This is a genomic window from Pelagibacterium lentulum (genome assembly GCF_003992625.1).
GTDB lineage: Bacteria > Pseudomonadota > Alphaproteobacteria > Rhizobiales > Devosiaceae > Pelagibacterium > Pelagibacterium lentulum.
This window is the reverse complement of sequence record NZ_RZMW01000032.1, coordinates 133,404-148,136: the sequence shown is the minus strand read 5'-3', so window position 1 is coordinate 148,136 and position 14,733 is coordinate 133,404. Positions and strand designations below refer to the sequence as shown.

The 14,733-nt window shown below is 57.9% G+C and carries 14 protein-coding genes; 10 read left to right on the top strand and 4 right to left on the bottom strand.

Annotated elements, in window-relative coordinates; all coding sequences use genetic code 11:
- Positions 1–101: 101 nt before the first annotated feature.
- The 5 genes from EO133_RS09450 to EO133_RS09430 all read left to right on the top strand — a co-directional run bounded on the left by EO133_RS09450 (position 102) and on the right by EO133_RS09430 (position 4,547).
- On the top strand, positions 102–1,004 hold the full coding sequence (locus EO133_RS09450) for a glycine--tRNA ligase subunit alpha (protein ID WP_127072430.1): 903 nt from the start codon (positions 102–104) through the stop codon (positions 1,002–1,004).
- An 82-nt stretch (positions 1,005–1,086) separates the two neighbouring features.
- Complete coding sequence (locus EO133_RS09445; protein ID WP_127072398.1) at positions 1,087–1,644, top strand: LemA family protein; 558 nt, start codon at positions 1,087–1,089, stop codon at positions 1,642–1,644.
- On the top strand, positions 1,644–3,545 hold the full coding sequence (locus tag EO133_RS09440) for a DUF2207 domain-containing protein (protein ID WP_127072397.1): 1,902 nt from the start codon (positions 1,644–1,646) through the stop codon (positions 3,543–3,545). Before EO133_RS09445 ends, EO133_RS09440 begins: the two co-directional genes overlap by 1 nt.
- Before the next feature lie 174 nt (positions 3,546–3,719).
- Positions 3,720–4,088, top strand: a complete 369-nt coding sequence (locus tag EO133_RS09435; RefSeq protein ID WP_206513492.1) for a hypothetical protein — start codon at positions 3,720–3,722, stop codon at positions 4,086–4,088.
- Positions 4,089–4,241: 153 nt separating this feature from the next.
- The gene (locus tag EO133_RS09430; protein ID WP_127072395.1) at positions 4,242–4,547 is read left to right on the top strand and encodes a hypothetical protein; all 306 of its coding nucleotides are present in this window, start codon (positions 4,242–4,244) and stop codon (positions 4,545–4,547) included.
- A 124-nt stretch (positions 4,548–4,671) separates the two neighbouring features.
- On the opposite strand, the gene EO133_RS09425 is transcribed toward EO133_RS09430, so the two are convergent.
- The 3 genes from EO133_RS09425 to EO133_RS09415 all read right to left on the bottom strand — a co-directional run bounded on the left by EO133_RS09425 (position 4,672) and on the right by EO133_RS09415 (position 9,028).
- Positions 4,672–5,547, bottom strand: a complete 876-nt coding sequence (locus EO133_RS09425; RefSeq protein ID WP_206513491.1) for a 4-(cytidine 5'-diphospho)-2-C-methyl-D-erythritol kinase — start codon at positions 5,545–5,547, stop codon at positions 4,672–4,674.
- Positions 5,547–7,244, bottom strand: a complete 1,698-nt coding sequence (locus EO133_RS09420) for a tetratricopeptide repeat protein (protein WP_164734955.1) — start codon at positions 7,242–7,244, stop codon at positions 5,547–5,549. Before EO133_RS09420 ends, EO133_RS09425 begins: the two co-directional genes overlap by 1 nt.
- Before the next feature lie 128 nt (positions 7,245–7,372).
- Positions 7,373–9,028, bottom strand: coding sequence for an electron transfer flavoprotein-ubiquinone oxidoreductase (locus tag EO133_RS09415; RefSeq protein WP_127072393.1), 1,656 nt, complete (start codon positions 9,026–9,028; stop codon positions 7,373–7,375).
- 171 nt (positions 9,029–9,199) lie between these two features.
- On the opposite strand from EO133_RS09415, the gene EO133_RS09410 reads away from it, so the two are divergent.
- Positions 9,200–10,027, top strand: coding sequence for a uracil-DNA glycosylase (locus EO133_RS09410; RefSeq protein WP_127072392.1), 828 nt, complete (start codon positions 9,200–9,202; stop codon positions 10,025–10,027).
- Here the strand turns inward: EO133_RS09410 and EO133_RS09405 are convergent.
- Positions 10,024–10,938: a DMT family transporter gene (locus tag EO133_RS09405; RefSeq protein ID WP_127072428.1), complete on the bottom strand. Its 915-nt coding sequence runs from the start codon at positions 10,936–10,938 to the stop codon at positions 10,024–10,026. The genes EO133_RS09410 and EO133_RS09405 overlap by 4 nt on opposite strands.
- A 301-nt stretch (positions 10,939–11,239) precedes the next feature.
- On the opposite strand from EO133_RS09405, the gene EO133_RS09400 reads away from it, so the two are divergent.
- The 4 genes from EO133_RS09400 (at position 11,240) to EO133_RS09385 (ending at position 14,713) form a co-directional block, all read left to right on the top strand.
- Positions 11,240–12,523, top strand: coding sequence for an MFS transporter (locus EO133_RS09400; RefSeq protein ID WP_127072391.1), 1,284 nt, complete (start codon positions 11,240–11,242; stop codon positions 12,521–12,523).
- Positions 12,520–13,059 (top strand): molybdenum cofactor biosynthesis protein B, encoded by a 540-nt coding sequence (moaB, locus tag EO133_RS09395; protein ID WP_127072390.1) that lies wholly within the window; start codon positions 12,520–12,522, stop codon positions 13,057–13,059. The genes EO133_RS09400 and moaB overlap by 4 nt, the downstream gene beginning before the upstream one ends.
- A gap of 146 nt (positions 13,060–13,205) precedes the next feature.
- A complete protein-coding gene (locus tag EO133_RS09390; protein ID WP_371870929.1) occupies positions 13,206–14,327 on the top strand; it encodes a PA0069 family radical SAM protein in 1,122 nt (373 codons plus the stop codon).
- Between the two features lie 2 nt (positions 14,328–14,329).
- Complete coding sequence (locus EO133_RS09385) at positions 14,330–14,713, top strand: nuclear transport factor 2 family protein (RefSeq protein WP_127072388.1); 384 nt, start codon at positions 14,330–14,332, stop codon at positions 14,711–14,713.
- The last annotated feature ends 20 nt before the right edge of the window (positions 14,714–14,733 follow it).

Genomic DNA, 14,733 nt, shown 5'->3' with positions numbered 1-14,733 from the left:
GACGCCGACCCGCTTGACCTGTCCGGCTGCCGCAACTACGGTCGCGCCGCCTTCAACACTGGTTTTTCGGATAGACGATGAGCGACGCGCCCAAGCCCCATATGGACCCAAAGAACTCGTTTCAGGGCCTGATTCTGACCTTGCAGAATTTCTGGGCGGATCAGGGCTGTGTCATCTTACAGCCCTATGACATGCAGATGGGTGCGGGCACGTTCCATACGGCAACGACGCTGCGCGCGCTTGGTCCCAAGCCTTGGAATGCCGCCTATGTGCAGCCTTCCCGCCGCCCAACCGATGGCCGGTATGGCGAAAACCCGAACCGGCTGCAGCACTATTACCAGTTCCAGGTGATCCTGAAACCGTCCCCTGCCAATATTCAGGAGCTTTACCTGCAATCGCTGGCGGCAATCGGGCTCGATGCCAGGGTGCATGACATTCGATTTGTCGAGGACGATTGGGAAAGCCCGACGCTGGGCGCCTGGGGGTTGGGCTGGGAATGCTGGTGCGACGGGATGGAAGTTTCCCAGTTCACCTATTTCCAGCAGGTTGCAGGCTTTGAGTGCAACCCAGTGCCCGGTGAAATCACCTATGGGCTGGAGCGGCTTGCCATGTATGTGCAAGGCGTCGAGAACGTTTATGATCTGAACTTCAACGGCCGGGAGGGCGCTGAAAAGGTCACTTATGGCGACGTATTCCTGCAAAACGAGCAGGAGTTCTCGAAGTATAATTTCGAGGCTGCCGATACGGCCATTTTGTTCCGGCATTTCAAGGATGCCGAGGACGAATGCCGCGCCATTCTGGAAAAGGGCGCTTCGGGCAATCGTCAGACCATGGCCGTGCCGGCATACGAACAGGTGGTCAAGGCGTCGCACACCTTCAACCTGCTTGATGCGCGCGGCGTGATTTCAGTCACAGAGCGCCAAAGCTACATCCTGCGCATACGCGAGCTTGCCAAACTGTGTGGCGCGGCATGGTTGCAGACTGAAGGCGGCGGCGCCGAATAAGGCACTTCCCACATAAACCGTTGATAATGCCCGGCAATGGTGCAAATCTCCGACTCATTTGAACGAGCCGGAGGGACACGGCATGGAATGGGTAATTCTGGCACTGGTTTTGGCCATCGCTGGCTATGCGATCTATGCCTATAACCTTCTGGTCAAAAACAGGCAGCTAACCGAGGAAGGCTGGTCGGGTATCGACGTGCAACTCAAGCGTCGCGCCGACCTCATTCCCAACATGCTTGAAACTGTCAAAGGTTATATGAGCCATGAACGCGAGACGCTTCAGGCTGTCACCGATGCGCGCGCCGCAGTGCAACAGGCTGGTAATGCCTCGCCAGCCGAACGCGGCAAGATCGAAGGCATTCTCTCGGGCGCATTGGGGCGGCTTTTCGCCGTTGCCGAGGCCTATCCCGACCTCAAGGCCAATACCAATTTCCTTGAATTTCAGGGCGCGCTGCAAACAGTGGAAGACGAAATTCAACTTTCGCGGCGCTATTATAATGGTGCCGTGCGCAACCTCAACATTGCGGTTGAATCGTTTCCGTCCAATGTCGTTGCCAATGCGTTTCAGTTCAAAAAAGCTGAATATTTTGAACTGGATAACGAGATAGATCGTGCCGTTCCGCAGGTAAAATTCAACTGATGGTGAAACTGGCGTCGCAGGTGATTGCCCGGCTCTGGCTGGCGGCAGCGCTTATTCTGGTGAGCCTGCCGGCACTCGCCCAGGAAGTCATTCGCAGTTTCGATACGGCGATTGTCGTCAACACAGACATGTCGGTGACGATTACCGAGAGCATCGAGGTCAATGTCGAAGGCCAGGAGATCAGGCGCGGCATTTTCCGCGATATTCCCACGGTGCTGGAAGGCCCGCACGGTTCGTCCATACGGTCAGATCTCGATGTGATTTCGGTCACCCGCAACGGCAATGCCGAACCCTATTCGGTCGAAAGCATTCGCGATGGCCAGCGGATCAGGATCGGCAGCGCTGGCGCGATGCTCAATCGCGGGGTGCATCGCTACCAGATCCGATACACCATGGACCGCGCAGCACGCTTGTTTGACAGCCACGACGAAATCTACTGGAACGCGACCGGCAATTTCTGGCAGTTCCCCATCGAGCGGGCAACAAGTGTCGTGACCCTGCCGGACGGTGCGCGGATTATCGACCTTTCCGCATATACCGGCAAGCAAGGCGAAACCGGGGCTGAAAGCTCGGTCGAGCGACTCAGCGATACACAAGCGCGCTTTACCACGCTGCACCCATTGCGTCCCTATGAAGGGCTGACCGTTGCTGTGGCCTTCGAGAAAGGCGTATTGGTCGCCCCGGAAGGCAGCGAGGCCCTGGGCTATTGGCTTTCGGACAATCGCGGATTTCTCATTCCGGCAATTCTGGTGCTTCTCGTTCTCGCCTATAACGGGCTGGCCTGGAACAAGGTCGGACGCGATCCGGCCAAGGGCGTCATTTTTCCACGCTTTTATCCGCCCGAAGGATATTCCCCGGCCCTGACCCATTACGTGCATCGGATGGGATGGACCAACTCGGGATGGACGGCCTTTTCCGCCGCCCTTGTTTCTCTGGCGCGCAAAGGCGTTATCGAGATCGAAACCGAGGGCAAGACCAACACTCTGCGCCCGACCGGCAAGACGCCGGACGAAATGCTGCCACCGGGCGAGGCCGTGATTTTCAACTATCTCGATGGCCAGGACAAAATCACCATCGACAAGAAAACCGGTCCATCGCTCAATACAACGCGCGGCAAGTTCATATCGGCGATAGAGCGGGAAAATTCCAAGGTCTATTTCAAGAACAATACGGCCTTCATCGTTCTGGGCGCGGTGCTCGGTGTCGTTTCGCTTATCGTAATGGCGGCGACTGAGGTGCTCGATCCCAGTATTGTCGTGCTATGCCTGTTTCTCACTGTGGGAGTGACGATTTTCGGGGTCGTGCTGCACGGCGTGTGGCAGGGCAATGCCTTGGGCAAGATACGCATATTCGTGACTGCCGCAGTTGCCCTGACCATGTTTTCCGGTTTGATAAGCGAATTGCTGGACCTGTTCGATGGCAGCTTTGCGGTGGTAGCAACGATTGTCATCGTGGCGATCACGGTGATCTTCGGGATCTTGATGCGGGCGCCAACCGTGCATGGACGCAAGGTCATGGACGAAATCGACGGCTTCAAGATGTATCTGGAAACAGCCGAGAAAGAGCGGCTGAACTTCCAGAAGGAACCGGAAATGACGACCGCGCGGTTCGAGCAGATCCTGCCCTATGCGATGGCGTTGGGCGTCGAAAAGCCCTGGTCGGAGCGGTTCGAGAGCGATCTGGCACGCAATGCGGTCAAAGATGCTCGACAAGGCTACCATCCGCATTGGTATCGCAGTTCCTCGTTCTCGCCGGGGGCTCTTGCCAGTTCGATGAGCGGGGTTGCCACAGGGCTGAGTTCAGCAATGGTGGCGGCACAGCCAGCCAAATCGTCAAGCTCGGGTTTTTCTGGCGGCTCTTCCGGTGGTGGCGGAGGCGGCGGTGGTGGTGGCGGCTGGTAGCCTTCGCTTCAAACCAAGACCGATCAAAACCGTCCGGTCGCCTTGCTTCCAGGAAAAACCGGCGCGGTAGTATTTGCCTCATGGACTTGCGCCGCAGCAATGCTTAGATGAGCCCCTGAGCATTGTTCTAGGGCAACGACCTTGTCACACCCGGTAAAACCGTTTCGCGTTGAAATGAGCCGCGTTATCGCGTTGGCGCTCGTTGTCTTTGCGCTGGCCGGTTGGGTTGGGCATGGCGTCTCGCATTCTGCCAAGTTCAGCGACATCGGCGCGCAAAGCACCGTTACGCTTACTGCCCCCGAACATGCCTCCCCGCTGGCCAAGCTGCCCGATGCGGGCCGGTCGCTCGGCACGCAGACACAAGGCTGGGCGTCTGCCGATACTTTTGGTGACGATGCCGCGCCACTGATCGAAAGATCTGCGTCCGCAACAAATCTTGCCTTCGGGTCCGCTGTCTTTACCATAGCCGCTGCGGCGGCACCGCTGGCTGGCCGCCGGGCCGGTGCCCAGCCCAGAGCCCCGCCCCAGACCCCCGTTCTGTAGAAACAGAGCTGCGCCCTCACCTTATCGTCGGCTCGCTGACTGTTTCCACCGTGCTTTCGCAACGATGCGCTTTCGTTCTTGCTTCCGGCTCCAACATCGGCCGGGCAAGCGCCGGTGCGCATACCCGATATTGCAGAACTTGTGGTTTTGGAAATGACTGATCTTACCGTCGAACATACCCCGTGGTCTCTTGCCGATCACATGCGCATGCCGCGCTTTAATGCAGATGACGTCCGCTCACCGCTGCAAGCCTTCGTTCACGCCCTTCCCGCCTTCCTCTATATTTCGATTAACGTCTGGCTCGCGGGCATCGGCGGCGCCTGGGCGCTGGCGCTGGTTTTTCCCTTCCCCCTTGCCATCGAATTGGGCTTTGCCGCGATATTGGCCGTGCCCTGCGCGATTGTGAGCTGGATGGTTTTTGTGACCTGCGTTGAGGTGGAGGCTGTAACGCCCAATTAGAGCCGTTCAGGATTTAATGGAATCAAATCCCTGGCTCTAAATCTTTGTTTTGTCGTGTGTCCGAACCGCAAAACCGTTTCCACCCTCGGATCAAGTTCGAGGGCATGCTTGCTGGACACGCTCTCTAGTCCTGCAGGACTGGCGTGGCCGCCACCCAATAACCGGAAAGCCGCTCACGCAGATCGTGGGCGGCCTGATGGGCCGCAGCCGCGCTTCCATAAAGGCCAAAGCAGGTGGCGCCCGATCCCGACATGCGGGCAAGCGTCACCCCTTGCGTGGCAGCAATGGCATCAAGAATTGAGCGGATGGCTGGAAATATTTCGATTGCGGGCGCTTCGAGGTCGTTGCGCGTATCGGCCAGCCAGAGCGAAAGCATGGCCACACGATCGAACGGCTCCGGCAAGCTGGGCATAGGCGAATTATCCCGCCTTTGCAGCCGTTTGAAAACGTCGGCTGTTGCAACGGGCGCCAAGGGATTGACCAGCACCAGATATGTCGGCGGCAATGGTTGCAGCGGCCTGATATGCTCACCGATCCCCATGACCTCGCATGTGCGCGATAAAAGGCACATGGGCACATCGGCGCCAAGTCTGGCAGCCAGATCGAACAGGTCGGCATCGTCGATGGGGTTGCTGCTCAATTGCGCAAGCAGGCGCAATACCGAGGCCGCGTCGGCAGAACCGCCGCCAAGCCCGGCAGCAACCGGCAGATGCTTTTCCAGCGCTATGGATACCCCATCGGGCAATTGGCCGGGAAAGCGGGCCCGGAATTTTTCCACCGCGCGGACAACAAGATTACTGCGTCCTGCCGACAGGTCGTTGGCGAAAGGACCGGTGATTTCAAGATCGTCTCTGGCGGCAGGCGATATCGATATTTGGTCGCCCAATTGTGCAAAAACGCAAAGGGAATGAAGCGTGTGAAAACCGTCCTCGCGCTGCCCGGTCACGTGCAGCGCGAGATTTATCTTGGCCGGTGCGATTTCAGTGAGCACCGCTTCCATTATTGGATTTCAGGCATATCCACCAAACCTTCGGTGAGTTTCGGCCGGGCTCGCTCTGTAACCTCACCACGCTCATCGACGGCAATTGCAATGCGCCACTGGAACATGGCTTCGCGATGGCGGCCAGCAACCCAATAGGCATCGCCCAAATGGTCGTTTATTTCCGGATCGTTTGGCAAATATTGCAGCGCACGCTCCAGTTCCGCAATCGCTTCGTCGACGCGACCGAGACGGAAAAAGGCCCAGCCGAGACTGTCGATGATATAGCCATCGCGTGGACGCAATTCGACAGCGCGCTCGATCATTTCAAGAGCGGGTTCGAGATTCATGCCCATATCGACCCAGCTATAGCCAAGGTAGTTAAGCACCTGCGGCTGATCGGGGTTGAGCTCAAGCGCGCGCTTGAAATCAGGTTCGGCATTTTCCCAATGCCCTGCGCGCTCATAGGCTATGCCGCGTACATAGTAGTAGCGCCAATCGCGCGGGCGGTCGGTTTCAATGGTGTTGATAAGCTGCGTATAGGCGTCAGCCGCTTCTTCCCACCGCTCATCGTACCGCAGCACATCGCCTAGCGCCCCCCACGCTTCAACATTGTCGGGATTGCTGTTTACGATGTTGCGCAAACGGGAGATTGCGCCTTCACGATCATCCTGCGCGTCACGGCTTTCTGCCAACCGGATCAGCGCACTGGTAGAAAGCGGAGAGGACGAGGGAATCTTGCCATAAACCGCATCGGCTTCGCTGTAGCGGCCCGCGCTGGCGAACAACTCACCGAGCGTCATTGCAACCACGGATGCTTCGGGATCGAGATAAAGGGCCAGTTGCAGAAACACGACACCCAGTTCCAATGAACCGTCGCGTGCCAGGGCTGTGCCCAACCCATGGAACATCTCCGTGGCACCCGACTGCACAGAATTGGCAAACAGGCCAGGGCGGCGGCCAGCCGCAACGGGCGCCCTCAGCGAGTCCACCAAAGGATGCGCAATGCCTTCAGCCGCGTATTCATCGAGAACAATCTGGGCTTCTTCAAAGCGCCCGGCATTTGCAAGAATACGGACATAGGCCTCGGCAATGCGGGTTACGAAGGGGTCCATTTCATAGGCTTCGCGGGCATAGTCGAGCGCCTGGCCCCGTAAGCCGCCGACATCTGCAACCAGAGCGCGATGGAAAACTAGAAAATCTGCGAAGCCGCTGTCTCCCAACGCATCAAGAGTTGCGAGAGCTGCACTTGGATTGCCGTTTCCTGCCTGCGCCCATGCCCTAAGAATGCCGCCAGTCAGCCCGATCAGCGATCCGTCGGAAATGCGCGAAAGGGTCTGTTCGGCAGAACTGTAGCGGCGCTGCTTGAGCGCAACTGTGCCCAGAGTAAGCCGGGCAAGCTCATCATTGGGTTCGAGATCGAGAAGATGATGGGCAAGCGTTGCCGCATCGGAAACCTTGCCGGCAACCAGATAGGAAAGAAATGCGCGAGAAACGTAAACCGGATTGTCCCACTCCTCGCTGGCGGCGTCCATGAAATAGCGCGCGGCGCGATTGCCATCGAGGTTTTCGAGCGCAGCAACGCCCGCAAGATAGCTGCCCACGGGACTGGGCTTGCGCAGCGACAACATACCACTCTGAGCCTGCGCAGCCTGGACCGGAACGATTGCCGCAAAGGCAATTGCGACCCCTGCCAAGACAGCCTTACGAATAGACATATGCACGTTTATCGATGCTCCTCGCATGTTCTTTTCTGGACAGCACACAGCCGTGCTGTACGAACCATCCAAGAGTCACTGTTTCGCAAATCCGGGTCACTCGCAAGTGTCGTCGCTTCACTTGATGTTCACATGCCCGAATAGTTCGGGCCACTGCCCCCTTCAGGTGGAACCCAGGTGATGTTTTGAGCAGGATCTTTGATGTCGCAGGTTTTGCAATGCACGCAATTTTGGGCATGAATGCGGAAGACTGGCCCTTCTTGTTCTTCCGCCACCTCGTAAACGCCCGCCGGGCAATAAAGCGGCGCCGGTTCTCCATAGCGCGGCAGGTTCTGGGCAATCGGGATAGCCGGATCGGTTAGACGCAGATGAACCGGTTGATCCTCGTCATGGGCGATATTGGCGCGATAGACCGATTCCGAGCGTGCAAAGGTTATTTTCCCATCCGGTTTGGGATAGGCGATGCGCGCGACTTCGGAGATGGGTTTGAGAGTTGCAAAATCGGGCTTGTGGCGCGCCATACCCGCCAGCGGCGAAATCTTCGCAAGGCTTGAAGCCCACATGTCCATACCCGCCAGCGTTACACCAGCAAAGGTCCCGAATCGCGCCCAGAGCGGTTTGACCGACCGGACCGGATAGAGATCGTCGCGAATGCCGTTGGCCAGAATGGCTTCATCGAGCGTTTCAATAACATCGTTCGCGCGGCCTGCCCCAATGGCTTGCGCCACCTCGGCAGCGGCGCTCATGCCCGAGCGGATTGCGTTGTGGATGGCCTTTAGGCGCGGCACGTTCATAAAGCCCGCAGCGCAACCGATCAACGCACCGCCGGGGAACGCCAGTTTGGGGATCGATTGCCAGCCGCCCGATGTGATTGCGCGCGCGCCGTAAGACACCATCTCGCCGCCTTCGAGCAACTGGCTGATCGCGGGGTGCAACTTGAAGCGCTGGAACTCGCCAAAAGGAGAGAATGTCGGATTATCATAGTCGAGATGGGCAACGAGGCCGAGATAGATCCTGTTGTCGGGCGCGTGATAGCAAAAGCCGCCGCCGGAAGTGGAATTGCCCAGCGGATAGCCCATAAAATGTTCGACCTTGCCAAGCTGGTGCCTTGCCGGATCGATCTGCCATATTTCCTTGATACCAAGACCGAATTTTTGAGGCGCCCTGCCCTCGTCGAGCGCAAAGGTACGAATGAGCTGCTTGGCCAACGAGCCGCGTGCGCCTTCACCGATCAGCGTATATTTGGCGCGCAATTCGATGCCCGCGGCAAATGTGGATTTATGGGTTCCATCGCGCGCGATGCCGAGATCGCCGGTTATCACACCGGCAACCGCGCCATCCTCAGTTGTGACGAGATCGACGGCGGCCGTGCCGGGAAAAACATCGACACCGAGCGCCTCTGCCTGTTCGCTCAGCCAGCGGCATAGATCGCCCAAGGAGATGATGACACCGCCTTTTGTCTTCATAACGGGCGGAATCAAGAGATCGGGAAAGGTTTGGGAGCCTTTTTCAGTCAGATACACGAAGTGGTCGCTCGTAACCTCAGTGGCCGCGGGGGCACCTTTTTCTCGCCAGCCGGGGATCAGCGCATCGAGGCCGACCGGATCCATGACAGCGCCGGACATGATATGACCGCCGATCTCTGCCGACTTTTCAATGACAATGACCGAAAGATCGGGCGCGTTCTGCTTAAGCGCAATCGCAGCGGAAAGCCCGGCCGGGCCGGCACCAACGATCAGCACATCGGTTTCCATGCTTTCGCGCTCGATCGGTTCTTGGCTCATTGGCTGGTTCCCGCGTTATTTGTTTGGGTCGCCTTTTAGCATTGCCGCAGGCTGTGAACCTAGCCCCGTGACGCAATTTGGGACCGTTTTCTGCGCATCACCTAATACATAAATGGAATGGTTCAAGATTGGCTTTTACCTGAGCATGGCGCGGGCTATAACCGCCCTATCATGGTTTCAGACACCCTCACCCGCGACGAAATGATTGCCCTGCTCGATTGGTATCGGGCAGCAGGCGTCGATATGGCGGTGAGCGAGCAACCCGTTGACCGGTTCGTTCAATCGGCACAGTTGCCCAAGAGTGTTGGCAGCGCTGCGCAAAAACCAGCTATGCCACAGCTTCGCCCGCAAGCGCCTGCACAGGGCGCGCCGCAAGTGGCCGCGACAGAGAGCCGTGAAGCCAGCCCTCAAATGGCGCAAGAACTTGCAGCCAAGGCGCAGACGCTGGATGAACTCAAGGAACTGCTGGCCGGATTCGAGGGCTGCGGCCTTAAACTGCGCGCAACCAATCTGGTTTTTGCTGACGGCAACCCGCAGGCCGATATCATGTTTGTGGGTGAGGCGCCCGGACGCGACGAGGATTTGCAGGGCAAACCTTTTGTCGGGCGTTCGGGACAATTGCTCGACCGTATGCTGGCGGCTATCGGACTGGACAGGACGCGGGTTTACATCGCCAACACCGTGCCTTGGCGCCCGCCTGGCAATCGCACGCCCACGCCCGCGGAAACTTCCGTATGCCTGCCCTTCCTCTACCGCCAGATCGAACTTGTGGCGCCCAAGGTACTGGTGACGCTGGGCGGCGCGGCCTCTTCAACGCTATTTGAAACCACAACCGGGATTACCCGGCTGCGCGGGCAATGGAGAGAGCTAACGATAGCGGACCACACTATGCAGGCCATGGCGACGCTTCATCCAGCCTTCCTGCTGCGCCAGCCAGCGGCAAAAAAGCTGGTCTGGCAGGATCTGCTTTCGATCAGGGCGGCGCTCGACGCCGTTTAAGCCGGGCTTGTAACCTTGCGTGCCTTGGCGCGATCCAGCCCCAGCCTATGCTCTCGATAAATGATGAATATGCCAGCCGCGACAACGATCGAGCCGCCAATCAGCATCTGGATGGTCGGGACTTCACCAAAGACGATGAAGCCGGTGGCAATCGAGAGTACCATTGAGGAATATTCAAAGGGTGCAACTGTCGAAAGCTCGGCGTGACGATAGCTCTCGGTGAGCAGAATTTGCCCAATGCCACCGGCGATGCCAGCCCCAACCAGAGCGAGCGTTTGTTCGAGCGAAAGCTCGACCCATCCCAGGAAAGGAATCGTCAAAAGCCCGAGAACGGCGCTGACGATCGAAAAGTAAATGACGATGGTTGCGCTGCGCTCGGTCTTGACCAGCGTACGCACCATGAGCATGGCCACCGCGCTGACCATACAGGCACAAAAGGCGGCGATGGCACCGACGGTTTCAGGGCCCATTGCTGATAAATCACCCGAGAACACGGTGAGACGCGGCCACATGATGATCAACACGCCCAGAAGTCCGATTAGAACCGCGGTCCAGCGGAAAAGGCGGATTTTTTCATGCAGGAACAGGGCTGAGAAAATCACGATGAACAGCGGGGTCGCGTAATGGATGGTAATCGCTTCAGGGAGCGGCAGCCGGGTCAACCCGAAAAAGATCAGGAACATGCCCATTGTGCCGATGACGCCGCGCAGAATGTGACCGACAGGCCGGGACGTCTTGAACCCTTCAACGAGTTCTCGCCGCCAGGCGAGGAAAATCAAAACCGGAATCAGTGCAAAGAACGAGCGGAAAAAGACAAGTTGGCCAACCGGTACACCTTCGGCGCCCTTGATGATGGCGCTCATGGCCACAAAGACAAAAACCGAAGCAACCTTGAGGGTGATGCCCAGCATGACCCCGCCCCCCAGAACGAAGCGGGTGCGCGATTTCGCGATATGGGCATTGTCTTGCGGCTGGGACACGAACTTGATCCAGAAAGGCCAGCGCCCGTATGAGCGCCAAAACGTAAAATGTCAGTTGCTACCGGTAATCGGCTTGGCGCAAACTGGCAAGCCGGTTGGCGGGATTTTTTACGAAACCGATCATGGGGATGATCGTTTCCGACCAGTATGCAGTGTCACATAAACTCGCTACATTCCCGCTCAAATCAAGAGCGCATGAGACAAATGTTCAAGCGCCGAAAGAGGGCCTTTCATGTCGCAAGTCGTCAAAATCTCCGCACTTTTGATCAGTTCTGCCTTGCTGATGTTTGCGGGCGGCATGCACGGGCTGATTCTGCCGGTGCGCGGCGCCGAGGAAGGCTTTTCGCTTTTGGCGCTGGGCCTGATCGGCACGGGCTGGTCGATCGGGTTCATGGCTGGGTCGATCTCGGTGCCGATGCTGGTCAAGCGCGTGGGCCATATCCGGGCCTATGCGGTTATGGCAGCGGTTGCTTCGATGACGATTCTTGTCAACCTGCTGGTGATCGACGATTGGGCCTGGATTTTCATGCGGATTTTCTCCGGCTTCTGCTTTGCCGGCGCTGCCATGGTGGTGGAAAGCTGGCTCAACGAGGTTTCCGACAACGAAAGCCGCGGCACAACATTTTCGATCTATGTCTCGATAACGCTTTTTGCATCCACTGCGGGCCAGATGGCCATATCGGTCACAGGGGTGGCAGGTTATATCCCCTTCGTTCTGGCGGCTCTTGCCTATACCTGCGCAGTGTTACCAACCGCTGTCACCCGCACGCCTCAACCTGCGCCGCTGCAATCGGCCTCGCTTGATATCGGACTGTTGTTCAAGACTTCGCCCATTGCTGTGGTGGCCGCTTTTTCGGTCGGCATGGCTAATGGCGCCTTTGGCACGCTGGCACCTGTTTATGGCATCGAGCGCGGATTTTCGACCGCAACGGTGGCGTATCTCATGAGCCTTGCGATTGTCGCGGGCGCATTATCGCAAATCCCGCTTGGCCGCCTTTCAGACAAGATCGACCGGCGCAAGGTTCTTGTTGGCGTAGCCCTGATCGGCGCGACGGCCGGGCTTTTGACCATCATTATAAATCCCGGCGAAACCGTGCTGCTTTATGCGCTTTTCGGCATGTATGGCCTTGCCGCCTATTCGCTTTATGCAATTGCCGTGGCTCACGCCAATGACTTTGCCAAAGAGGGCGATTTTTCCAAAATCGCATCGGGAATGCTGTTGGTGCTCGGCGCGGGACAGATGATGGGTCCGATCGCCGCGTCAATCATCATGGGCTTTATGGGCCCGGTGGCGATTTTCGTTGTACCGGTGATCTTCCACGGTGCGCTGGCCGCCGCAGCCTTTATCCGTATGCAAATTCGCGATGCCGCGCCGGTCGACGATCGCGCGCCGTTCCAGCCGTTGCCGACAGAACGTGCGGTTACAGCGGAGACCGTTTCACTCGATCCGCGCTCGGAACCCGATGAATTCACCCTGCCCGATGAGGACCAACCCGCTCCGGAAGGCCAGCAATGATTTTTCCCTTCAAGATCGATGAAACCCGCGACTTCATTCCCGTCACCTTCGCGGTGCTGGCCGTGTCCGATACCCGCACCCTGGAGACCGATACTTCCGGCGCATTGCTCAAGGAGATGATCGAGGCGGCAGGGCACAATTGCGCAGCGCGCGCGGTCGTGAGCGACGATCGCGAAACGATCGCGGAGCAGGTGCGGCTGTGGGTCGAAGACCCCGCCATTGATGTTGTGCTGACAACGGGCGGCACCGGCTTTTCCGGTCGGGACGTTACGCCCGAGGCTGTGGAACCGATGTTCGACAAGAAGATGGACGGATTTTCGGTGCTGTTCCACCAATATTCGGCAACGACCATCGGTACATCTTCCATCCAGTCGCGCGCGACAGCAGGACTTGTGGGCAGCACTTTCGTTTTCTGCCTGCCCGGCTCGCGCGGTGCCTGCCGGGATGCCTGGGAAGGCATCCTGCAATATCAGTTCGATGCCCGGCACAGCCCATGCAACTTCATTGAGGTGATGCCGCGGCTCATGGAGCGATAAGGCAAGCTCTTACCGCTTGTTCTTGTTATGTTCCAATTGTTGCGCTATCGTTAACGGAACGGAACAGGCCTGATTCGCCTTGTTCCGGTATCGGCGGACGCTAACGAGGCGCGAACATGGCACAGGCAGGCAATATCGGCGGGCATATGGAGGCGCGGCAGCGGCTGTTCGGCAGCCGGGATTTCGACCTGCTCAGCCGCCCCGTTATGGAAAGTCGCAGCCTCAAAGGTCGCGGCGCGCGCAGTAATGAAAGCGGACGCTTTGAAAAGCTGCGGCGCGAGCTTGCCGATGATGGCTGGGAAGCTCAGGAAGAAGCAAAGTTTGAGACCCGCGAACATATCGAGCGGGCCAAATCGATCATTACCCGCAACGTTTCGCCCGACATTCACTTCGACCGCTCGATCAATCCCTATCGCGGCTGCGAGCACGGGTGTTCTTATTGTTATGCGCGGCCAAGCCACGCTTATCTCGGCCACTCGGCAGGCGTGGATTTCGAGCGCGATATCTATGTGAAGATCAATGCGCCCGACCTTTTGCGCGCCGAACTTGCCAATCCGCGCTACAAACCCAAGCCTATTGCCATCGGGACCAATACCGATCCGTATCAGCCAGTCGAACGCAAGCACAAATTGATGCGGGGTATTTTGAAAGTCCTGCTGGACGCAAAACATCCAGTGACGATCACCACCAAATCGGCGCTGATCGCACGCGATCTCGACCTTTTGACGCGGCTCAACAAGCACGGGCTTGTGGCAGTGGGGATTTCGGTGACGTCGATGGATCACAAGCTGTCGCGTTTCATGGAGCCGCGCGCGTCAACGCCGTCGCGTCGTCTCGAAGCGCTAAAACTATTATCGGAAGCGGGCATCCCGACGCGGATCATGGCGTCCCCCATGATCCCTGCGGTAAACGACCACGAACTCGAACGCATCTTGGATGCAAGCAAGGCACAGGGAGCCGAGGCCGCGTCCATGATCGTTTTGCGCTTGCCTGGCGAAGTGCGTGATATTTTCCGTGAATGGCTGCTGGCCAACTATCCCGATAAGGTCAAGCATGTGATGAACCTTGTGCGTGACATGCGCGGGGGCAAGGAGAACGATCCGCGCTTCGGCTCCCGGTTCAAGGGTGAAGGCCCTTACGCACTGATGATGGAGCAGCGTTTTGAAAAGGCCGTTGCCCGGCTTGGACTGGATAAGGCCGGACCGGTGTTGCGCACCGATCTTTTTAGCCATCCCAAACGCGACGATGCGCAACTGGCATTGTTCTGATCATGGGTGACGCCGCACATATTGCCAGAAATTTCTGGGAGCGCATGAACACAAATGACTGGGCGCTTGCTGCCCGGTTGTTTGCACCCGATTTCGAGCTATTGTGGCCGCAATCGAATGAACGGATCAGCTCATCTGAAGATTTCGTAGCGCTGAATGCGGCCTATCCGGCGGATGGAAAATGGTCGTTCAGTGTATGTCGGCTGATCGGTGACGGACAACAGGCGATGACCGAGACTGAAATCACCGATGGCAAGGTGGAAGCCGTGGCGCTGACCCTGTTCGAGGTCGAAAATGCCATGATCCGACGCATTGTTGAACATTGGCCGGAAGCGTATCCCGCGCCGGAATGGCGACAGCGCTGGGTATCGCCGATTTCACAATAGGGGCATGGGGCTTTTCTTTG

Coding starts and splice junctions, on each gene's coding strand:
- EO133_RS09450 (WP_127072430.1), top strand. CDS start 102: ATGGACCCAAAGAACTCGTTTCAGGGCCTGATTCTGACCTTGCAGAAT.
- EO133_RS09445 (WP_127072398.1), top strand. CDS start 1,087: ATGGAATGGGTAATTCTGGCACTGGTTTTGGCCATCGCTGGCTATGCG.
- EO133_RS09440 (WP_127072397.1), top strand. CDS start 1,644: ATGGTGAAACTGGCGTCGCAGGTGATTGCCCGGCTCTGGCTGGCGGCA.
- EO133_RS09435 (WP_206513492.1), top strand. CDS start 3,720: ATGAGCCGCGTTATCGCGTTGGCGCTCGTTGTCTTTGCGCTGGCCGGT.
- EO133_RS09430 (WP_127072395.1), top strand. CDS start 4,242: ATGACTGATCTTACCGTCGAACATACCCCGTGGTCTCTTGCCGATCAC.
- EO133_RS09425 (WP_206513491.1), bottom strand. CDS start 5,547: ATGGAAGCGGTGCTCACTGAAATCGCACCGGCCAAGATAAATCTCGCG.
- EO133_RS09420 (WP_164734955.1), bottom strand. CDS start 7,244: ATGTCTATTCGTAAGGCTGTCTTGGCAGGGGTCGCAATTGCCTTTGCG.
- EO133_RS09415 (WP_127072393.1), bottom strand. CDS start 9,028: ATGAGCCAAGAACCGATCGAGCGCGAAAGCATGGAAACCGATGTGCTG.
- EO133_RS09410 (WP_127072392.1), top strand. CDS start 9,200: ATGGTTTCAGACACCCTCACCCGCGACGAAATGATTGCCCTGCTCGAT.
- EO133_RS09405 (WP_127072428.1), bottom strand. CDS start 10,938: ATGCTGGGCATCACCCTCAAGGTTGCTTCGGTTTTTGTCTTTGTGGCC.
- EO133_RS09400 (WP_127072391.1), top strand. CDS start 11,240: ATGTCGCAAGTCGTCAAAATCTCCGCACTTTTGATCAGTTCTGCCTTG.
- moaB (WP_127072390.1), top strand. CDS start 12,520: ATGATTTTTCCCTTCAAGATCGATGAAACCCGCGACTTCATTCCCGTC.
- EO133_RS09390 (WP_371870929.1), top strand. CDS start 13,206: ATGGAGGCGCGGCAGCGGCTGTTCGGCAGCCGGGATTTCGACCTGCTC.
- EO133_RS09385 (WP_127072388.1), top strand. CDS start 14,330: ATGGGTGACGCCGCACATATTGCCAGAAATTTCTGGGAGCGCATGAAC.